Source organism: Halomonas cupida, from assembly GCF_900142755.1.
GTDB classification, from domain to species: Bacteria; Pseudomonadota; Gammaproteobacteria; order Pseudomonadales; family Halomonadaceae; genus Halomonas; species Halomonas cupida.
In genome coordinates this window covers 22,882-43,940 of sequence record NZ_FRCA01000019.1, presented here as the reverse complement: position 1 = coordinate 43,940, position 21,059 = coordinate 22,882, and the positions used below count along the sequence as shown (strand labels likewise).

Genomic DNA, 21,059 nt, shown 5'->3' with positions numbered 1-21,059 from the left:
GATTGAATCTCGTTACTATCAAATACAGTGACGGTGGTGCCCGTCGCACAAGCCCTTGCGCGATCGACCACAATTCGCCACACAGGGTCAGAAGATCCAGCGCACCGTCAGCCCGATCTCGAAAACCCGGTCACGACAGACCGATCCTGAAAGACGGCCTTGAAGAACCGGTCTGGAAAAGCCGATCTTGAAAAGCTGGTCTTGAAAACCGGTCTTGAAAATCAGTACGCAGGCATCAGGCACTGATCCTCTACGTTCAGTGGCTTCGAAAACGATTCAACAAATCGAGGGCTCCATCATGACCCATCGTCTCGCCCGTCGTCCGCTGTCTGCCATTGTCGCAGTCAGCGCCCTTGCCATGCCATTTGCCGCTCAGGCGGAAGATGTCACTCCTGAGCAGGTCGTGACTCACTACGCGGATCTTGCGCATACCGTCTACACCGATGCGTTGAGAACGGCCAGAGCTCTCGACGAGTCCATCGAAGCGCTGCTCGCTTCACCGACTCCCGAGACGCTGGCAGCGGCTCGCTCGGCCTGGCGGGACGCCCGCGTCACCTACCAGCAGAGCGAAGTCTTCCGTTTCGGCAACCCCATCGTCGACGACTGGGAAGGTCAGCTCAACGCCTGGCCGTTGGATGAGGGGCTGATCGATTACGTTGAAGCCGATGGCTATCAGCACGAACTGGGCAATGCCGGTGCCACCGCCAATATCATCGCCTCATCCACGATCAACATCGGTGGCGAGAACATCGATGTCAGCGAGATCACCCCGGAACTGCTGGCCAGCCTCAATGAGATCGGTGGCTCCGAGGCCAATGTGGCCACCGGTTATCACGCCATCGAGTTTCTGCTCTGGGGTCAGGACCCCCACGGCTACGAAGCGGGGGCCGGTGAGCGTGAAGTCACCGACTTCGTCGTCGGCGAAGCCTGCACCAATGACCACTGTGATCGCCGCCGTGCCTATCTGGCTGCCGCCAGCGACCTGTTGGTCGAGGACCTGGAGTGGATGGTCAATCAGTGGGCCCCCATTGCCGAGGAGAACTACCGCTCCGAGCTACTTGCCGAACCTGCCGCTGAAGGCCTGCGTCGTATGCTGTTCGGTATGGGCTCGCTGTCACTGGGCGAGTTGGCTGGCGAGCGCATGAAGGTGGCGCTGGAAGCCAACTCCTATGAGGACGAGCACGACTGCTTCAGCGACAACACCCATAACTCCCACTACTACAATGGCCTCGGTATCCAGAACGTCTATACCGGCCACTACCAGCGCAGCGATGGTACTGACTTCGATGGTGCCTCACTCGAGTCACTGCTCGAACAGCAGGACGCCGACCTGGCCGCCCAGCTTGATCATGAACTCAAGGCGTCCATGGCAGCGTTGAGCGACCTCAAGGCCAGAGCTGAAGACAATGAATCTCCGATGACCTTTGACATGATGATTGCTCCGGACAACGCCGAGGGTGCCGAAGTGGTCAACAATGCCATCCTGGCGCTGGTGTCGCAGACCGGCTCCATCGAGCAGGCTGCCGGTGCTCTGGGTGTTAGCTCGCTGCAACCGGATGACGCTGGCCATACGTTCTAGGTGTGGCGGCGCCATATGCCGAATGTAGCGGAACCATATCCGAGTGTGGCGGTGTTACATCGGGCGCGTCCTGATCAACGATAGTCGATAGCGCCGCACGTCCCTGACGTGTGGCCCTTCTTCTATATAGAGTCTGTATGGAGTCTGTCATCCCTCATGTCCGCCCGTTCTGATACCAACCCAGTGCTACGCCCTATTCGCGGGCCTGTGCTGCTGGCCATTACCCTGGCTCTGTTGTCCGCCCCTACCCTGGCTGTGAACGCCGAGCAACGCAGCTCTCACGCTAATCTACAGCGTACCCCCATGACCGGTGGCGATGGCTCCGTCGAACAATTTGATCACAATGCCTATTCCCTGCCGCTGGGCAACCTGCCGATGACCGGGCGTCTCGATTTCAGCGTCGGCAACAGCTTCTTCCGCAATCCCTGGGTGGTGGCGCCGGCCAGCACCGATGCCCGTGACGGCCTCGGTCCGCTGCTCAATACCAACAGTTGTCAGGGCTGCCATATCAAGGACGGCCGCGGCAATCCTCCCGCCGGTGACGAACGCTCAGTGTCGCTGTTTCTGCGCCTGTCATTGCCCCCGGGGGAAGACGATGACGAACTGGTCGAGCGCACCGGCGCGGTGCCCGTGCCCCATTACGGCCGCCAGTTGCAGACCGCGGCCATTCCGGGAGCGCTTCCGGAAGCGGAGATGCAGCTCAGCTATACACCGCGCGACGTCGAATTGGGCGATGGCAGTCGCGTCGAGTTGCGAGTGCCCGAGTACCGCATCATCAGCCCCACCTACGGCGAGTTGCCAGATGAGCTGTTGACCTCCCCCCGTGTTGCACCACCAATGATCGGCCTGGGGTTGCTCGAAGCGGTCGATGAGGCGCAGATCCTGGCCTGGGCCGACCCGGATGATGAGGACGGCGACGGCATTTCCGGCAGACCCAATCGGGTCTGGGATCTACGCAGCGAAAGCACCACACTCGGCCGCTTCGGCTGGAAGGCCGGTGAGCCGACTATCGAGCAGCAGAGCCTGCATGCCTTTGCCGGTGATATGGGCCTGACTTCCTCTCTGGTGCCGGACACCGATTGCATGCCCGAGCAGGCCTGTGATGAATTCGCCAACGGCGGCACCCCGGAGGTCACCGACAAGGTCGCCGACTTCATCACCTTCTACGCCGGTAGCCTTGCCGTGCCACAGCGTCGGGACATGGATGATGCCGAGGTCCAGTTGGGCGCCAATACCTTCAACGAGATCGGGTGTGCGTCCTGCCATCGACCACGCCTGACGACCCCGGACAGCACCCAGCGTCCAGAGCTGGCAGGCCAGACCCTGTGGCCCTACAGCGACCTACTGTTGCACGACATGGGAGATGCCCTTGCCGACCAGCGCCCGGAGTTTCTGGCCAACGGTCGGGAGTGGCGAACGCCTCCGCTGTGGGGGATCGGCCTGGCACAGCAGATCAATCCACTGGCCGGTTTCCTGCACGATGGCCGAGCTCGCAGCCTGGAAGAGGCCATTCTCTGGCATGGTGGCGAAGCCGAGACGGCGACCCATGCCTACGCTGACTTGCCATCCGCACAACGCACTGCCCTGATCCGCTTCCTGGAGTCACTATGAGCGCTGGTTCCCACTCTGAGCTGAAACCATTGACCCCGTGGCTGTTTAGCTCGAAACCAATGGCCCTGACGCTGCTACCGCTGGCTCTGGTGTTGTCGCTACCAGCATCAGCACAGGCCGAATCGACCGATGACGCTGCTGCACGCCAACGCTGGCACACCGATCTCGGCACGCTCTATGCGGCGCTGGCCACCAGCACAGATGAGCTGAAGCAGGCAGCGTCGGACTACTGTGCCGCCCCCGATGAAGACTCCCGCAACCACCTCGATGCACAGTGGCTGCAGGCCTACCAGGACTGGCAGGCCATACGTCTGGTGGACTTTGGTCCCATCGAGGTCGATAGCCGCGCCTGGCAGATGCAGTTCTGGCCGGACCGCAAGAACCTGGTCGGCACTCGCATGGCATCGCGGTTGCTCCAGCCCACAGACGGCCAGCCACAACCCATCACCCAGTCCGATATCGACAATGCCGGGGTCGCTGAACAGGGGTTTCCTGCCCTCGAGTATCTGCTCTACGACGAAGCAATGGACGAGCGCCAACTCAGCGACCCTCTGCCCTGCTCGCTATTACAATCCATCAGCGGCCACCTGGCTGACACCAGTGCCGCTCTGGCCACGGACTGGACAGACTTCGGCGATCACTACCTCGCGACCGACAGCTACACCACCGCCACCCTACATGGCGCCATGCAACTGCTCGATAGCCTTGAAGACAAGCGCCTCGGAGAGCCCCTGGGCATGATGGGATCGCCCGCCAATCACTACCTGGCGGAAGCCTGGCGCAGCGATGCTTCCGTGGCGCTGATAGCCGGCAGTCTGCATGGCCTCCAGCAGGGCTTTGCACCGGGCCTGCGACAGATACTGGAATCCCACCAGCAGGATGAACTGGCGGATGCCTTCGAAACCCAGCTCAGCGATACCATCGACCAGGCCGAATCGCTGCAGAGCGGCATCGCCACCGGACTGGAAGACGACCAGGCGCTTGCCCAGTTGACCACTCTCTATATCGAGGTCGCCCAGCTTCGAGAGCTGCTGAATCAGCAGATTGCAGTGGCTCTGGGAGTCGTACGGGGCTTCAACTCCAGTGACGGCGATTGAGCCATGAACATGCATCGACTCCCGTGCACTGACCAGCAGCGGCGCCGCTTGCTCAAGCTGGGACTGGGCAGCCTCGCCGCAGCGAGTATGCCACTGCCTCTGAGAGCCATGGCCAGCCGCTACGAAGGCAACACTGCTCAACGCCGGTGGTTCTTCAGCGCCGTCGATAACCTTGATGGCCAACACTTTCTGGCGGGGCTGAGCCGGGATGCCAGCGAGCACTTCCTGCTTCCGGTACCCGAGCGCTGTCATGGCGGCTGCCTACGCCCCGGTCACACCCAGGCGGTACTGTTTGCCCGCCGCCCCGGCACCCGTCTGCATGTTATTGATCCGCGCCGACGCCAGCCCCTGCATGAGATAGAGGCAGGAGATGGCCATCACTTCTACGGCCACGGCGTCTTCGAGCCGAGCGGTCGTCGCCTCTATGTCACCGCCAATCGAATCGACGATGCCATGGGCCTGATCCGCGTCTATGACGCCGAACACGGCTACCGCTTGGAGGAAGATTTCGAGCTGGCAGGTATCGGCCCCCACGAAGTGGCACTGATGCCCGATGGAGAGACACTGGCCGTGGCGCTCGGTGGCATCAAGACACACCCCGACATGGGACGCATCAAGCTCAACCTCGAAGACATGGACCCTGCGCTGCTGTTGATCGACCGCCGCAGTGGCGAGGTCATCGAGCGTCACCGGCCTTCTCATCACCAGCTCAGTTGCCGTCACCTGGATATTGGCCCGGAGGGAGAAGTCATCGCCGGCTACCAGTTCCAGGGACCCGAGTGGGAAACCGACCACCCATTGATTGCACGACGCGCCGCCGACGGAAAGTTCACGGAGACCGACCTGCCTGAGTCACTGCAGACATCACTGGCCTCCTACACCGCCAGCGTCGCCATCAGCCACCATGCTCCCAGTGCACTGATCACGGCACCACGCGCCGGGCGTGTCGTCATGATCAACCGCCACAGCGGGGAACTGATGGCCAGCCCGGCATTGGATGATGCCGCCGGCGCCCGTTGTGACGGTCAGGGCGGCTACCTGGTCACCAGTGGCACCGGCAGGGTCAGCCATCTCGATATGAAGGGCCAATTGACCACACTAAACGAGCTACCACTGCGCTGGGATAATCATCTGACATAGCGGCGAGCGGCGAGCAACGAGTGGCGAGCTGCCCAGTGCCGACCTGACAGCCCCAGCGTCGAGACACGAGCAACGAGTGGCGAGCTGCCCAGTGCCGACCTGATGGACCCAGCTTCGAGACACGAGCAACGAGTGGCGAGCTGTCCAGTGTCAGCCTGATGGACCCGCTTCGAGACACGAGCAACGAGTGGCGAGCTGCCCAGTGCCAACCTGACAGCCCCAGCTTCGAGACACGAGCAACGAGTGGCGAGCTGCCCAGAGCCGACCTGATGATTACGCGCCTTGGCTCAGGAATCGAGGTTCGGGGTTCAGCTCGAGCGTAGCGTGCTCATGGCTCCCAGCTGAAGTCACTTACAGCTTATAGCTTGAGCTGCTCGTAGCTCGTAGCTCGTAGCTCGTAGCTCGTAGCTCGTAGCTCGTAGCTCGTAGCTGATTTTTACCGAACCACCCCTTCCTCGCGCAGTCGCTGGATATCCGCCGCGGAGAGTCCCATCTCGGTGAGAATACGCTCACTGTGTTCACCCAACCCCGGTGGCGGCTGCTGCCCTGTGGCACTGACTCCGTTGAACCGTAACGGATTGGCCACCTGCGGCACGCCGTCCAGCTGTCGGGCCATTTCCCGATGCTGGACCTGGGGGTCGCTCAGCACTTCGGGTAGTGTATGAATCGGCCCTGCGGGAATTCCCAGCGCCTCGAACTCGGCCAGCCATTCCTCACGACCACGTTTCAACAGTTCGGCCTGAACCAGCGGTACCAGTTCCTTGCGCCAGGCGACTCGCCCCTCATTGGTCGCCCAGGGCCCCTCACACCATTCGGCATGCCCCAACAAACGCGCCAGACGCGCAAACTGGCCATCATTGCCCACTGTCAACACCAGATGGCCATCGGCACAGGCGAAAGCCTGATAGGGAACGATATTGGGATGGGCATTGCCGTGGCGTTCGGGCGCCTGGCCGCTGACCAGCGCGTTGAGCGCCTGATTGGCCAGTGTCGCGACCTGCACATCCAGCAGCGCCAGATCGATATGGCTGCCCTCTCCGCTCTCGCGGCGTTGGTTCAACGCTGCGAGGACACCAATGGTGGCGTACAGACCGGTCATCACATCGGTGATGGCGACGCCGGTCTTCATTGGCATGCCGTCGGCCTCGCCGGTCAGGCTCATCAATCCGCCCATCGCCTGGATCATGAAGTCGTATCCGGCCCGGTGCGCATAGGGACCGTCCTGGCCGAAGCCGGTGATCGAGCACACGATCAGCGCGGGATTGGTACGGCGCAGACTCTCGGCATCCAGGCCATAGCGCGCCAGCCCTCCGACCTTGAAGTTCTCGAGCACGATGTCAGCGCCCCGCGCCAGAGCATGGATCAATTGCTGGCCGGACTCACTGGCAATATCCACTGCCAGCGACTGCTTGCCGCGATTGGCGCACAGGTAGTACGCCGCCTGACGCTCGGGATCCTCCAGGTTTTCCTGACCTTCCTGACGCTCCCGATGGTGGTGACGTTCTCGACAGTGCCAGGGAGGCCCCCAGCCGCGAGTATCGTCACCACGTTCAGGATGCTCGATCTTGATCACGCGAGCCCCCAGGTCCGCGAGCAGTTGGCCACACCACGGGCCAGCCAGTACTCGAGACATGTCCAGCACGGTGACCCCGGCCAGTGGGGCTGGGGTCGTACGTCCTGTTGCCGCACCCTCTGTCACAGAACCCGGTTGCGAGAACTTATGCATGACTCAACCCGTGAATGCCTGAATTCCGGTCTGGGCACGGCCAAGAATCAGCGCATGCACATCGTGAGTGCCCTCATAGGTGTTGACCGCCTCGAGGTTCATGACATGGCGAATCACATGATATTCGTCGGAAATTCCATTGCCGCCGTGCATGTCCCGCGCGACCCTGGCGATGTCCAGCGCCTTGCCGCAGTTGTTGCGCTTGATCAGGGAAATCACTTCTGGCACCAGTTGCCCTTCATCGATCATTCGGCCGGTACGCAGCGAAGCCTGCAGCCCCAGGGCAATCTCGGTCTGCATATCGGCAAGCTTCTTCTGGATCAACTGGTTGGCCGCCAGAGGACGGCCGAACTGCTTGCGCTCCAGGGTGTAGTCACGTGCCGCATGCCAGCATGCCTCGGCGGCTCCCATGGCACCCCAACTGATGCCGTAACGTGCGCGGTTGAGACAGGAAAACGGCCCCTTGAGCCCCTGCACGCCAGGCAGACGCTGATCGTCGGAGACCTCGACATCCTGGATAGCAATCTGACCGGTAATCGAAGCGCGCAGACTGAATTTGCCTTCGATCTTCGGCGCCGACAGTCCGGGCATATCCTTCTCGAGAATAAAGCCACGGATCACACCCTCATCGTCCTTCGCCCAGACCACGAACACATCGGCGATCGGTGAGTTGGTAATCCAGGTCTTGGTGCCATTGAGCCGCCAGCCGGACTCAGTCCGCTGGGCACGGGTTGCCATGCTGCCCGGATCCGAGCCGTGATCTGGTTCGGTCAGGCCAAAGCAGCCCACCCATTCTCCACTTGCCAGTTTCGGCAGGTAACGTTCGCGTTGGGCCTCGCTGCCGAAGGCGTGAATCGGGTACATCACCAGACTCGACTGTACACTCATGGCGCTACGGTAACCGGAGTCGACCCGCTCGACCTCACGAGCGATCAGGCCATAGCTGACGTAGCTCATGCCAGCGCAGCCATAGCCATCAATGGTGGCGCCGAGCAGTCCCAACTCCCCCATCTCACTGAGAATCTCGCGATCGAAGCGCTCGTGGCGATTGGCCTCGAGCACTCGCGGCATCAACTTGTCCTGGCAGTAATCGTGCGCGGTCTGCTGGACCATGCGTTCTTCTTCACTGAGCTGGTCAACCAGGCGGAAGGGGTCTTCCCAGCTCATCGGGGTAATCTGGCTCATAGTGGCAACTCTTTGTCTGGTGATAGGGCTTGTGACAGGGTTTGTCCTGTGACGAGGCTTGCGGCAGGATCCATTGCACAGAAGATGATCCCGCGGAAAGCGGCTCGGCAGCAGTCTCAGCGACAATCTCAACTGCCATCTCAACTGCCATCTCGACAGCAGCAGAGACGCTGCCATCCCTGTAAAATGTCTACATTTTTAACAAATGTAGACCTAATGAGCTTTCCTGCCAACCCCTGCTGAACAATTTCCCTGTCCGCTCAGCTCTCCATGCCTGCCCGGTAAAACCACTGTATGCTCGAGAAATCCAGCTTGCCATTGCCCTGAGCGCTGTGTTGCATGAATAGATTACGCGCCTCGGATCCCATCGGCACAGGCGCACCTGACTCCAGCGCCAGCTGCCAGGCCAGCCCCAGGTCCTTGATCATGAGATCGGTCAGGAAGCCCCCTCGATAATCGCGCGACGCCGCAGAACCCTCCATGACGCCTGGCCAGGGGTTGTAGACGTTCAGCGCCCAGTTGCCGCCACTGCTCTGCTTCATGATCTCCGACAGCACCGCTGGATCCATGCCGTTGCGTACCCCGAGCGCCAGGGCTTCGGCGGTGCCGCTCATCAAAATACCCAGCAGCATGTTGTTGCAGATCTTGGCAACTTGTCCGCTGCCCACTGAGCCGGCATGGAAGATGTTCTTGCCCATGGCCTCGAGTACCGGCCTCGCTGACTCGAAGTCCTCGGCAACGCCCCCAACGATGAAGGTCAGGGTGCCAGCCTGAGCCCCACCGATACCTCCCGACACCGGTGCATCGAGATAGCGCAGCCCATGCTCGGTAGCGGCGGCCCCCACCACTCGGGCGTCGTCCGGCGAGATGGTCGAGGCATCGATGATCAAGGGGCCGGAGCTCAAGCGGGAAAACAGCCCCGGCTCACTGTCTGTCCCCAGGCTATCTGTTCCCAGGTACAGGCCACGCACATGGCGTCCCGCGGGCAGCATCGACACCACCACGTCGGCACCATCGGTAATCTCCAGCGCACTGCGGCCGACTGTGGCACCTTCGGCTTCCAGCGCCTTGAGCGCTTCCTCGACGAGATCGAAGACATGAACCTCGAAGCCCGCCTTGATCAGATTGGTGGCCATCGGCGCACCCATGTTGCCGAGACCAATGAATGCAATCTTCATGACGCTGCTCCCTCCATATCACTGACTCCAGAGTCGGTAGAACTCTCACCCCGAGTGGAAAATGCCGTCGCCTCCCGCGCCTTGCCGCCGAGATCATTGTCGTGCAGGTCATCCAGTGGCCCAGGGTCTTGCCCCCAGGGGGCACCAAACATCGCCGCCAGATCCGCTTCCGAGACCCCGGCCACATCCCGGTGACGCCAGCGCGGCGCCTTGTCCTTGTCGATCAGCAAGGCGCGTACGCCTTCGGCGAAGTCACCCAGCACACAGCACTGGATCGAGACCACCAGTTCCTCGCGGAAGGCATCGCCAAGCGACCCGTGTCGATGTCGCGCCAGCATCTGCCAGGCCAGATGTGCACTCAGGGGACACCCGGCCTCAAGCCTGGCGCGGTTGGCTGCCAGCCACTCATCGTCGGTGTCATCGGCAAGAATTGCCGCCACCGCAGCGTTGACCGTCGCCTGCTGAGCGAGCGACTGGAGGTGATCCTGCCACTTCCGGACACGCCCCCGGGGTGCTCGCGAACGGTCCTCGAATTCTGTCAGCGCGGCGGCCACGGCCGCCTCGGCATCATCGGCGGTACCGGGCACGATATGGCTGCTCGCCAGCCGCTCAAGCAGCGCCTGCCGACTTTCCCGTGGCACGAAGCGGTCCGCCAGTCCGAGGTCCAGTGCATCCCGTGCATCGAGATTGGCACCGGTCAAGCCGAGATAGGTACCGATACCCGATGGCAGATGATTGAGGAACCAACTGGCCCCGATATCCGGATACAGACCGATGGTGATCTCGGGCATGGCGATTCGCGACGTTTCAGTGACCAGCCGATGGCGTGATCCAGCCATCAATCCCAGACCACCACCCATGACGATGCCATCGGCCCAGACGATGACCGGCTTGGGATAGGTGTGCAGCCGGTAGTCGAGGCGATATTCCGCACTGAAGTACTCGCGGGCAAAATCCCCCGGCTGACCCTCGCCCTGCTCCTCACGCTTGAGTGCCTGCACCAGAGCGACCACATCACCACCAGCGCAGAACGCCTTGTCGCCCTCGCTGTCCAGCCAGACGAGATGTACCGCAGGATCCTCGGCCCACTCCTGTAGCCGCGCATCCAGTTGTCGGGCCATCTCCAGCGACAGCGAATTCAAGGTGCGTGGCGAATTGAGCATCGCCACCGCTACGTACCCACCATCCTCGGTGGCATGCATCTCAACCCTGACCAGCTCTTCGGTCATGCTGCTCTCCCATCGTTGGGTAAACGGTCCTTGGGTAAATGATCGTCGAACAAACGGTCGCCAACGGCTACTGCAACGCCTCAACCACACCATCATCGAGCAGTCGGCGGGCGACGATCACTCTCATGATCTCGTTGGTGCCCTCGAGAATCTGGTGAACTCTGGTATCCCGCACCAGACGCTCCAGCGGGTACTCTCGAATGTAGCCGTAGCCTCCGTGAAGCTGTAGCGCTTCATTGCAGACCTTGAATCCCACGTCGGTAGCGAACCGCTTGGCCATGGCGCACCAGGCAGTGGCTTCCGGGTCGGCCTGGTCAAGCTTCCATGCCGCCTGGCGAACCATCAGACGTGCCGCACTGAGCTCGGTGGCCATATCGGCCAGCTTGAACTGCAGCGCCTGGAAGGAAGCCAGCTCACGACCAAACTGCTTGCGCTCGTGCATGTAGTCGCGAGCCAGTTGCAGCGCATGCTGGGCGGCCCCCAGCGAGCAACTGGCGATATTCAAACGCCCACCATCGAGCCCTTTCATGGCGAAGCGGAATCCCTCGCCTTCCTCGCCGAGCCGGTTCTCCGCCGGCACTCGGACGCCATCGAAACTGATCAAACGAGTCGGCTGACTCTTCCAGCCCATCTTGTCCTCGTTCTTGCCATAGGACACTCCCTCGGCATCGGCGGGCACCACGAAAGCAGAAACGCCCGATGCACCACTATCGGGCTCTCCGGTGCGCGCCATCACCACCAGCACTTCGGTGGACCCTGCGCCGGAAATGAACATCTTGGATCCGTCGATTACGTAGTGGTCGCCATCCCGAGTAGCTCGTGTGCGCAGATTGGCAGCATCCGAGCCCGCGCCCGGCTCGGTCAAGCAATAGGAGCCCAACAGCTCACCTGTGACCATGGCCTCGACATAGCGCTCACGGACCGCCTCTGAGGCCCAGTTGGCAATCATCCACGTCACCATATTGTGAATGGTTAGATACGCGGTCGTGGCAATGCAGCCCCGGGAAAGCTGCTCGAAGATCAGCGAGGCATCAAGCCGCGACAGCCCCAGCCCTCCCCGCTCCTCCGGCGTATAGATGGCAAGAAACCCAGCCTCCCCGGCACGACGGATGACACCCAACGGAAAGTGCGAGCTGGCATCCCACTCTGCGGCATGTTCCATCAACTCGGCGCGTGCAAAGTCCGCCGCCGCGGCAACCAGTGCCTGCTGGTCTTCGGTCAGGGCAAAATCCATGGATAATCCTCTTCAAGCCTGGGGATGTCGAAACCGGGTATCGAAAACCCAAGGTGTCAAATACATCGGAGTCGATAACATGAAAGGCCGATAGCCAACTCCTGTCGTTCAGCACCTGGCAGATCATTGCTAGCAGATCATTGATTGCCTGGCAGGCGATGCGGAAAGCGGGCTTATCGACGCTACAGCAGTCATCGAATGCCGCCCAACCTAGCACTTGCTTGGTTTATGCTATATCAACCCATAGTCGTACGAGCCACACTTTACGTTAACGTAAACTTGATCCAGGATCTGTAGAAGACCCGAGCGCACCAACATGGACTTTCCGCTACACAGTCATGGCATCATTTATTAACCTGGCATGCTTTCATGCTGGGTTAATGGCGGCACAGGGACGTGCCGCCGTCGGCCATCAGGCCGACGCGAGACCGCGCCAGTGTGGTGCGGACGACAATCACATCGATCAGGATGAGCTATTTGATTGCCATGTTAATAGTGTAGTGCCACGTGACATGGGCCGCCCCGTTCACAACCAGTGTGACCATGCACATGACCAGAGCCCACAGGACACCATCATGACCGACGCCCCACACGGCGAAAGCACCTCCAGTGAACGACCACAGCGTAGCTGGTCAATCGGGGAGCTGGCGCGCATGTTCGAGGTTACCCCACGCACCATCCGTTTCTACGAGCAGGAGGGCCTGCTGTCGCCGTTGCGTCAGGGGCAGAAGCGCATCTATCGCGAGAAGGACCGTGTACGACTGAAACTCACTCTGCGTGGAAAGCGCCTGGGATTCTCGCTGGCCGAGATACGCGAGGTGGTGATGATGTATGACGCCATGCCGGATGGAAACGCACGCCAGCTTCAGCGTCTGCTGGAGATCATCGTCGAGAAACGGGCAGAGCTGGAACGCCAGGTCGAGGACATTCGTCTGATGCGCCTGGAAATGGATGATGTCGAGCGTCGCGCCAGAGAAGCGCTGGATCAACTGCATCAACAAGCCTGACCAAACCACTACAAGCCGGGCCGAAGCGCCAACCATGGAAGCCACAATAAACAGGCTGCTCCGCCAATACGAAATCGACCATCAACAACAATCGAGAACCCGCATGACACGCCAGACGACTCCTCTCAGCTATGTCAGTGGTACCAGTGACCTGCCACTCAAGGGCCAGACCATTGGTGACTGTTTCGATGATACCGCCGCTCGCTTTGCCGAACGCGAGGCCCTGATCAGCCGCCACCAGGGACTACGCTACCGCTGGCGGGAGCTGCGGGCCGAGGTCGACCGTGTTGCCCGTGCCCTGTTGGCGATGGGCGTTCTCAAGGGTGACCGTGTCGGCATCTGGTCTCCCAACTGCGCCGAGTGGGCACTGACCCAGTTTGCCACCGCCAAGATTGGCGCCGTACTGGTCAACATCAACCCCAGCTACCGTACCCATGAGCTGGACTATGCACTGAAACAGTCAGGCACCTCGACACTGATCCTGCAGGGTGAGTTCAAGACATCGGACTATGTCGGCACTCTCGCCGAGCTCGCTCCGGAACTGAAGCGGTCACGCACGGCAGCACCTCTGCGACTGGCGGGTCTTCCGGATCTCAAGCGTGTCATCTGTCTCGATGCCCAACGCGCCCTCCCCGGCATGCTGACCTGGCAGCGCATGCTTGAGCGCGCCGACGAAGTAGGTGCCGAAGAACTGGCCGATGTGCAGGCCAGCCTGCAGTTCGACGACCCCATCAATATCCAGTACACCTCCGGCACCACGGGCGCACCCAAGGGCGCCACACTCTCTCACCACAATATTCTCAACAATGGTCTGTTCGTCGCCCGCGCCATGAAGCTCAGCGAACAGGACCGTATGGTCATTCCAGTGCCGCTCTACCATTGCTTCGGCATGGTAATGGGCAACCTGGGCTGCATCACTCACGGCGCCACCATGATCTACCCCGAGGCTGGGTTTACTCCGGAGTCGACACTACAGGCAGTCGCCGAAGAAAAGGCTACCGCGCTCTACGGCGTGCCCACGATGTTCATCGCCGAACTCGAACATCCCGACTTCGCCGACTACGACCTATCGACGCTGCGCACCGGCATCATGGCGGGCTCGATCTGCCCCATTGAGGTCATGCGCAAGGTCATCGAACGCATGCACATGCAGGACGTGACCATCTGCTACGGCATGACCGAAACCAGTCCGGTCAGCTTCCAGACCACCACCGATGCACCGCTCGAAAAGCGCGTCACCACCGTCGGCACCATTCATCCACACCTCGAGGTCAAGCTGGTCAGCCCGGACACCGGGGCACTGGTGCCACGCGGCGAAACCGGCGAGCTGTGCACCCGAGGCTACAGCGTGATGCTCGGCTACTGGAACAACGAGGCCGCGACGGCGCAGGCGATCGACACGGCCGGGTGGATGCACACCGGCGATCTGGCAACCATGGATGACGAAGGCTATGTCACCATCGTCGGGCGCATCAAGGACATGATCATTCGCGGCGGCGAGAACGTCTATCCCCGCGAGATCGAGGACTTCCTCTACACCCATCCGGCCATCTCCGATGTGCAGATCATCGGTGTACCCTGTGACAGATACGGCGAGGAAATCATGGCCTGGGTGAAGCTGTCGGAAGGTGAACAGCTGGATGAGGAAGGATTGAAGGCATTCTGCAAGGGCCGCATCGCCCACTACAAGATTCCGCGCTACGTGAAATTCGTCGACGAATTCCCGATGACCGTCACCGGCAAGATCCAGAAATTCAAGATGCGCCAGCAGGCCAGCGAGGAGCTGGGGCTATAGCCCCAGCATTGAGCTGCGAGTCACGAGCAGCGAGCAGTTTCCTACCGGACTGACCGCTCGTAGCTCGTAGCTCGTAGCTCGTAGCTCGTAGCTCGTAGCTCGTAGCTCGTAGCTCGTAGCTCAGTATCTCCTACATCCCCTTCGGGGCGAAGATACCCGGTGCGTTGCGCCAGTATCCCTTGTAGTCCATGCCGAAGCCGAAGACATAGCGGTCCTCGACCTCGAGGCTGCAGTAGTCCGCTTTGAGGTCCGGAACGGCCTTGCGGTCGTGGGTCTTGTCCACCAGCACAGCCGTAGAGACGCTGCGCGCGCCCGCTTCGCGGCAGTACGCGAGGATTGCGGCCAGGGTAGCACCTTCATCGAGAATGTCATCGACGATCACTACATGGCGGTCGGCCATGGGGATCTCCGGCGATACCCGCCAGAACAACTCACCGCCACGAGTCTTGCCGCGATAACGAGTGGCATGCAGATAGTCGACTTCCAGCGGAAAGCCCAGACGCGGCAATAGGTGTCCCGTGGTAATCAAGCCACCATTCATCACACAGTAGAAGACCGGTAGCTTGTCGCCCAGGTCGCGAGTGATCTCGTCGGCCATGCGATCCAGCGCCAGCTCAACCTCATCGTGGTTGATCAGACAGTCGGCGTTGTCCATGACTTCACGCATATCATCCAGCGAAGCACTATGAACGGGGTCCAGTTTAGGCATGTGAAATCACTCGTAACAGATTCAATCGGAATTCATTGCTTCCAGGTGCGCATGCACCCGACGCCAGCGTGACAGCGCAGTCAAGGCATCAAGGTCAGGCCTGGCCCGTGCATAACGGAGGCGTGCTGCGCGCCGGCTGGTCATACCTTCACAGGCGTCCAGCACCTGCACTGCCGCGGCACGGTCATTGCAGATCAACGCCATATCGCAGCCGGCCTCCAGTGCGGCCAGTGCACGCTCAGCCGGCCCTCCCGCCACATGAGCTCCTGCCATGCTCAGGTCATCCGAGAAGATTACGCCCTTGAAACCAAGGCTCTCACGCAGCATCCCGAGCCAGGACGGAGAGAAACCGGCCGGGCGAGCATCGAAGGCAGGGAACACCACATGAGCCGGCATCACGCCATCAAGGCGCCCAGCCAGCTGCGTGAACGGCACCAGATCCTGCTGACGTAGCGTATCCAGATCCCTTTCGTCCACCGCGACGCCATGATGGGTATCGACATTAACGCCACCATGACCCGGGAAGTGCTTGCCAACCGCCACCATCCCGGCTTCGTGCAGGCCTTCGATAAAAGCCCCCGCCATGGCAGCCACGGCCAGGGGGTCGCTGGAGAAGCTGCGATTGCCTACGACAGAACAGAGCCCGCGGTCGATATCCAGCACCGGCGCAAAACTCAAGTCCAGACCACAGGCCGCCATCTCCATGCCCAGCAGCCAGCCAGTATCCTGACAGAGACGCATCGTGACCTCAGGGGTCTGCTCGAACTGCTGACCGATGCGTGCCATCGGCGGAATACGAGTGACGCCCTCCTTCAGGCGCTGTACCCGACCACCTTCCTGGTCAATGGCCAACAGCAGGTCGGGACGGACCTCGCGGATGGCCTGACAGAGCTCTCGTACCTGCACCGCATTCTCGGTGTTACGCGCAAACAGAATTACGCCGCCGACCGCTGGATGCTGGAGCAGGGTTCGCTCGTCGGCTGCCAGTTCGGGGCCTGCGAGATCGATCATCACCGGTCCAAGCGTCTGAGTCATGTGCCTACCTGATCGCGAAAAAAGAGGGAGATTCTAGACCAAAGTCGCTCGCGGCAACAGTGTCTAGCCATCCGCACCGGACAGCGTCGTATGACATGGCTAGAATAGGCCACGAAATCCGTACTGCGGCACCCATGCCGTATTCCAGAGGCGCCCGCAGGGAAGCGCCGGGCCATACTCTTCAGGCAGGAGCCGTTTCGTGTCCAGCGACCCACATGCCGTTACTGTATTGATGTTCGTGACCGCTCTGGCAGGCCTGTGCCTGGGCAGTTTTCTCACCGTTGTCATCGAGCGACTGCCGAAAATGATGGCTCGACAGTGGCGCAGTGAGGCCCGAGCGATACTCGAGCCGGAACCAAACCATGAGCCCAGTCTGTCACTGGCACTTCCCGGCTCTCATTGCCCACAATGCCATCACGCCATCGCCTGGCATGACAACATTCCGCTCATCGGCTGGCTCAAGCGCCGCGGCCGATGTGCGCACTGTCATGCATCGATCGGCCTGCTCTATCCCGCCATCGAGCTTACCGCAGCCGCCCTGGCGGTTACCCTTATTCATGTTCATGGCATGACACTGTCGAGCCTCATGCTGACCGGCGCCGCACTCACGCTGCTGGCACTGGCCGCGATTGATCTGAGGACCCAGTTGCTGCCCGATGCCCTCACCCTACCACTGTTGTGGGCCGGACTCGCACACAAGCTGCTCTGTGCCCCGGAGATGCTCGACTCCGCAGTCATCGGTGCCATGGTCGGCTATGGGGTGCTGTGGACCTTTGCCGGTCTGTTCCGTTTGATCACCGGTCGCGAAGGAATGGGGCATGGTGATTTCAAGCTATTGGCAGCGCTGGGAGCCTGGCTGGGGTGGGAAATGTTGCCGATGACCCTGGTGCTGGCCGCCGGTAGCGGAGCGCTTGTCGGTATCCTGAGTCAGGCGCTGATACCTCGGCTGAGGGGCCAGCCCCTACCCTTTGGCCCCTGGCTGGCCGTGGCGGGCTGGTGTGGCCTCGTGGCAGGTGACACACTGATGGCCAGCTACCTTTCGCTGTTCTATTAACCCGGCATGCTTTCATGTTGGGTTAATGGCGGCACAGGGACGCCGAATGGCTATAAAAGTTTATGGACCTGGAAAATTGATGAAGCAGGGAAACCCAGGGGACACCACAATGGCCCGGACACCGAAGAACGGAAACGCACAATCATGATCATCGGACTGACGGGTGGAATTGCCTCAGGTAAATCCACGGTGGCAAACGCCTTTGCTGAACTCGGTATCGGCTGGGTCGACGCCGATCACATCGCTCGTGAAGTGGTCGAGCCTGGCGAACCAGCGCTGGCGGAGATCCTGGCCCGCCATGGCCCATCGATCATCGATGCGTCCGGCCAGTTGAAACGCAGTGCACTGCGCGCGATTGTCTTCGCCGATGAGGAGGAACGGCGCTGGCTGGAGAGTGTCACCCATCCGCGCATTCGCGATCGCCTGTATCAGAGGCTCGATGGATTGCTGGCCTCCCGGTCACCCTATGTATTGCTGGTGTCACCGTTACTGTTTGAATCCGGGCAGGTCAGCATGGTCGATCGTTGCCTGGTGATCGATGTACCGGAGAACATACAGATAGCCCGAACCTGCCAGCGCGATGATGTCGACGAAAACCAGGCAAGGGCCATCATCGCCGCCCAGATGCCCCGTGCCGAGCGTCTCTCTCGAGCCGATGATGTGATTGTCAATGACGGCGACCTCACCTCATTGACCGATCAGGTCGCCAACCTCGACCGTCGATACCGCGACATCATTGCCCACTCAACTTTGCCCCCTGAGCGGTAATCTGGCATCCTGGCGGCTGGTTATCGATAGCCATCTATTGGTACACCATGTATTGATAACCATGCATTGGAAACCCTTCACTGGAAACCATCGAGAAATCTCATGAGCCAGACTGACCACAAGCGTCCACTGGAAGTGGCCTGTCCACAATGCCGGAAGAAGGTCCAGTGGAGCGACAGGAATCCCTTCCGCCCCTTCTGCAGTGAGCGCTGCCGACTGATCGATCTGGGCGCCTGGGCTGACGAGTCTCATCGTATCGCCGGCGAACCCGCCATGGACGAGACCAGTATCGATGAGTGGGTAGCCCGTGCCGAACGCGACATGAACCGCGATGGCTGAATCGGCGTCATATCAGCTACTGGCTGAACTGGAACACGCCTTCGACCATATCATCGAAGATGTGGAACGTCTGGTGGAAGCATGGTCTGCGGCACGCTTGCCGGCCTGGGCCTTCGCAGCACAATGTGCAGATGTGGACTGGCTCAGGCAGGCACTTCTGGATGTCTGGTATCAGGACGGTCAGGATGGCCGTGCCACCAGCAGCCATGTAGGTATCGTCGCCGCGGATGAGAGCACGCTCAAAGCCGTCAATGAGCTCAATAATGCCAAGGCACGCTTTGCGCGTACAGCCGCACAGATACGTCAACAGGCTCCTGGCTTGATTCCCGAGATCAAGGCGGTGTTGCCCTTTCGCCACCCTCAGTTACATACCCACCTCATGGGCACTGGACTGGCACGACTGCACCTCAAGCAGTGCTGGCGAAGTGTTCCACTGGCCGAAGCCCCGCTATCACGGGTACGTCTGGCCTGGTACAGCAGCGGCAGATCGATCACGCGTCTGACAGTGGCCGATGCAGAGAAGCGCCTGCTCGCACTGGATAATGAAGCGCCACATATACGCATCCAGTTACAGCGACTGGCAGGCATCCCTTCATCGGAGCCACTGGCTCAGGTACAGCGCCAGGCGCCGCTGATGCGTGCCAATCTGTTCTATCGAGAGCCTCTGGCAGACGGCCGCAATCGACGCGCCATGAACGTATCCATGCCGTTGTTCGTGCCCTGCCCGGATCAGTGCTTACCCGACCACAACATGCCGTCTCCTCAGCCTCCCGGAGAACGCCAGCGCGCTCGCCGCAGTGATGAGCGCCTGGAAGACGAAGCCTTCCTGCCCAGCATCAGGGTGTTTCGTTATCGCTCAAGTTGAGCCACTGCCCATGCGTCGGCGTCAAGCCTGACGGCGGCGCTCTTCGATAACTCTCACCATCTGATAGACATCAACCGGTGTCTGGGCATATTCCTTCATCAAACTGTGCAACTGCTCTCTGAATTCCGCATCGCGAGCTTCCTGCGCCTTTCTGGCCTCTTCGCGCTCGCGTTCCTCCGCAGAAATTTCCGGTGGCGCATCAGGGGCATCATCAGGTTCGCCTGAACCCTCCAGCCCTTTCAGCGCCTCCGCGAAGGCATCATCCAACTCACGGAATTTACGTAACTTTTCACGTTCATCCATAGGCTTGGAAGTCTTTTGCTGTTTCATTTGTTACCGGCCGTAAAGAACAGAATCCGAGTGCGAAAATAGACGTCCTGCGCCATCGCACCGCCATCACAGAAAACATGTGTCACAAGAATTTATCCATAATTCAACATGTTAAGTATGTATTACATGGATTATTTCTTGTGCACAATCGATCAAATCGGCACATTGAACTTGCCATCAACACGCCCTACACTGCATAACAACGTAACAGGATGTATCCACACGCAACAAATCGAATCACAATGACCAACGCGGGGCACGACTGCTCCCCATAAAGGCCACCAGGGCAATGCCTGGATCAAATCCAGCGAACCTCAACAAGGTCACGCATTTGCCACTGGATCAGGGAGGCACGACATATGTTCAACGAGATGATGCGCGCGGAAATCTGGCTGCAGGAGACATTGGATAGTCAACTCAGCATTGAAGACCTCGCAACACGCATGGGCTACTCATCATCACAGGTACGCCGGCGTTTCCGTCAATCTTTCGGTATCTCACCCAGCGCCTATCGCGACATGCTGCGTCTCGAGAAGGCTGCACGGCTACTGATCCACACGCCGCACGGTGTACATGATATCGCAAGGCGCTGCGGATATCGTAATCATTCTGCCTTCACTCGAGCCTTCCAGCGCCGTTACCATGTGGCTCCGCGCGAATACCGCCAGAACCAGCGACTGGAACTCTACCGCCAACGCCATACCCTGCCGCACTTCTCGGTCAAGATGATTGAACTGCCACTGCGTAGAGCCGCTGTAACACGTCTCTACCAGCCGCCGGAAATCATCGAGAATCTCGACAACTGGGAGCGCAACGCTGAAGGCGCCTATGACCTTCCAGCACGAATCACCAACGCGGCTCCCATCGCCATCCTTCACGACCACCCATTGGCGAGTGAATCACCGCGCATTGACCTTGGCGTCCTGGTGGATGAGGAACATGCTCACCGCCTGGCGTTACCACTACCCTTCCGTCTCGTGGTATTGCCAGCACAACGCTACGCCTCGATCTCGCTGGAAGACAGCTCGCATCTCACCAGTGCCATGCTGTTCATGGCCTGTCGGGGCCTGTCGGAGCACGGCGTATACCTCAGCGGAGAGGCACCACAGCTGGTCAAGAGCAAACCGGGACTCGAGCTGCGTCTGCCGCTTCTCGAGGATGATTGAAATAACGCTTCT

At 60.4% G+C, this 21,059-nt stretch carries 19 protein-coding genes; 11 read left to right on the top strand and 8 right to left on the bottom strand.

What is annotated here, in order from left to right:
* The first annotated feature begins 298 nt into the window (after positions 1-298).
* From BUE38_RS21435 to BUE38_RS21420, 4 genes are all read left to right on the top strand, one after another.
* Positions 299-1,579 carry an imelysin family protein gene (locus tag BUE38_RS21435; RefSeq protein ID WP_073437282.1) on the top strand — a complete coding sequence of 427 codons (1,281 nt, stop codon included), beginning with the start codon at positions 299-301 and terminating at the stop codon, positions 1,577-1,579.
* Positions 1,580-1,735: 156 nt separating this feature from the next.
* Positions 1,736-3,190 (top strand): di-heme oxidoreductase family protein, encoded by a 1,455-nt coding sequence (locus tag BUE38_RS21430; RefSeq protein WP_084542089.1) that lies wholly within the window; start codon positions 1,736-1,738, stop codon positions 3,188-3,190.
* A 59-nt stretch (positions 3,191-3,249) separates the two neighbouring features.
* The gene (locus BUE38_RS21425) at positions 3,250-4,287 is read left to right on the top strand and encodes an imelysin family protein (protein ID WP_073437297.1); all 1,038 of its coding nucleotides are present in this window, start codon (positions 3,250-3,252) and stop codon (positions 4,285-4,287) included.
* Between the two features lie 9 nt (positions 4,288-4,296).
* A complete protein-coding gene (locus BUE38_RS21420; RefSeq protein ID WP_073437281.1) occupies positions 4,297-5,427 on the top strand; it encodes a DUF1513 domain-containing protein in 1,131 nt (376 codons plus the stop codon).
* A gap of 436 nt (positions 5,428-5,863) precedes the next feature.
* Here the strand turns inward: BUE38_RS21420 and BUE38_RS21415 are convergent, their stop codons facing one another.
* The 5 genes from BUE38_RS21415 to BUE38_RS21395 all read right to left on the bottom strand — a co-directional run bounded on the left by BUE38_RS21415 (position 5,864) and on the right by BUE38_RS21395 (position 11,979).
* Positions 5,864-7,153 (bottom strand): CaiB/BaiF CoA transferase family protein, encoded by a 1,290-nt coding sequence (locus BUE38_RS21415; protein ID WP_073437280.1) that lies wholly within the window; start codon positions 7,151-7,153, stop codon positions 5,864-5,866.
* Positions 7,154-7,156: 3 nt separating this feature from the next.
* A complete protein-coding gene (locus BUE38_RS21410) occupies positions 7,157-8,338 on the bottom strand; it encodes an acyl-CoA dehydrogenase (protein WP_073437279.1) in 1,182 nt (393 codons plus the stop codon).
* 260 nt (positions 8,339-8,598) lie between these two features.
* Positions 8,599-9,516, bottom strand: a complete 918-nt coding sequence (gene mmsB, locus BUE38_RS21405) for a 3-hydroxyisobutyrate dehydrogenase (protein WP_073437278.1) — start codon at positions 9,514-9,516, stop codon at positions 8,599-8,601.
* Positions 9,513-10,745 (bottom strand): enoyl-CoA hydratase/isomerase family protein, encoded by a 1,233-nt coding sequence (locus BUE38_RS21400; protein WP_073437277.1) that lies wholly within the window; start codon positions 10,743-10,745, stop codon positions 9,513-9,515. Before BUE38_RS21400 ends, mmsB begins: the two co-directional genes overlap by 4 nt.
* 67 nt (positions 10,746-10,812) lie before the next feature.
* Positions 10,813-11,979, bottom strand: coding sequence for an acyl-CoA dehydrogenase family protein (locus tag BUE38_RS21395; protein ID WP_073437276.1), 1,167 nt, complete (start codon positions 11,977-11,979; stop codon positions 10,813-10,815).
* 575 nt (positions 11,980-12,554) lie between these two features.
* On the opposite strand from BUE38_RS21395, the gene BUE38_RS21390 reads away from it, so the two are divergent.
* Positions 12,555-12,986 (top strand): MerR family transcriptional regulator, encoded by a 432-nt coding sequence (locus BUE38_RS21390; protein ID WP_073437296.1) that lies wholly within the window; start codon positions 12,555-12,557, stop codon positions 12,984-12,986.
* Between the two features lie 103 nt (positions 12,987-13,089).
* Positions 13,090-14,781: an AMP-binding protein gene (locus BUE38_RS21385; RefSeq protein WP_073437275.1), complete on the top strand. Its 1,692-nt coding sequence runs from the start codon at positions 13,090-13,092 to the stop codon at positions 14,779-14,781.
* A gap of 130 nt (positions 14,782-14,911) precedes the next feature.
* On the opposite strand, the gene BUE38_RS21380 is transcribed toward BUE38_RS21385, so the two are convergent.
* Together BUE38_RS21380 and nagZ are read right to left on the bottom strand one after the other, a co-directional pair.
* A complete protein-coding gene (locus tag BUE38_RS21380) occupies positions 14,912-15,490 on the bottom strand; it encodes a hypoxanthine-guanine phosphoribosyltransferase (protein WP_073437274.1) in 579 nt (192 codons plus the stop codon).
* Between the two features lie 21 nt (positions 15,491-15,511).
* The gene (nagZ, locus tag BUE38_RS21375; protein ID WP_073437273.1) at positions 15,512-16,525 is read right to left on the bottom strand and encodes a beta-N-acetylhexosaminidase; all 1,014 of its coding nucleotides are present in this window, start codon (positions 16,523-16,525) and stop codon (positions 15,512-15,514) included.
* Positions 16,526-16,757: 232 nt separating this feature from the next.
* Here nagZ and BUE38_RS21370 point away from each other — a divergent pair, with 232 nt between their 5' ends.
* From BUE38_RS21370 to BUE38_RS21355, 4 genes are all read left to right on the top strand, one after another.
* On the top strand, positions 16,758-17,579 hold the full coding sequence (locus BUE38_RS21370) for a prepilin peptidase (RefSeq protein WP_073437295.1): 822 nt from the start codon (positions 16,758-16,760) through the stop codon (positions 17,577-17,579).
* Between the two features lie 144 nt (positions 17,580-17,723).
* The gene (gene coaE / locus BUE38_RS21365) at positions 17,724-18,347 is read left to right on the top strand and encodes a dephospho-CoA kinase (RefSeq protein WP_073437272.1); all 624 of its coding nucleotides are present in this window, start codon (positions 17,724-17,726) and stop codon (positions 18,345-18,347) included.
* Positions 18,348-18,449: 102 nt separating this feature from the next.
* Positions 18,450-18,686 carry a DNA gyrase inhibitor YacG gene (yacG, locus tag BUE38_RS21360; RefSeq protein ID WP_073437271.1) on the top strand — a complete coding sequence of 79 codons (237 nt, stop codon included), beginning with the start codon at positions 18,450-18,452 and terminating at the stop codon, positions 18,684-18,686.
* Positions 18,679-19,551, top strand: coding sequence for a DNA replication terminus site-binding protein (locus tag BUE38_RS21355; protein WP_073437270.1), 873 nt, complete (start codon positions 18,679-18,681; stop codon positions 19,549-19,551). Before yacG ends, BUE38_RS21355 begins: the two co-directional genes overlap by 8 nt.
* Before the next feature lie 21 nt (positions 19,552-19,572).
* On the opposite strand, the gene BUE38_RS21350 is transcribed toward BUE38_RS21355, so the two are convergent.
* Positions 19,573-19,881: a hypothetical protein gene (locus BUE38_RS21350; RefSeq protein ID WP_073437269.1), complete on the bottom strand. Its 309-nt coding sequence runs from the start codon at positions 19,879-19,881 to the stop codon at positions 19,573-19,575.
* Positions 19,882-20,240: 359 nt separating this feature from the next.
* On the opposite strand from BUE38_RS21350, the gene BUE38_RS21345 reads away from it, so the two are divergent.
* Entirely contained in the window at positions 20,241-21,047 is an 807-nt protein-coding gene (locus BUE38_RS21345) for a helix-turn-helix domain-containing protein (RefSeq protein WP_073437268.1), read from the top strand.
* The last annotated feature ends 12 nt before the right edge of the window (positions 21,048-21,059 follow it).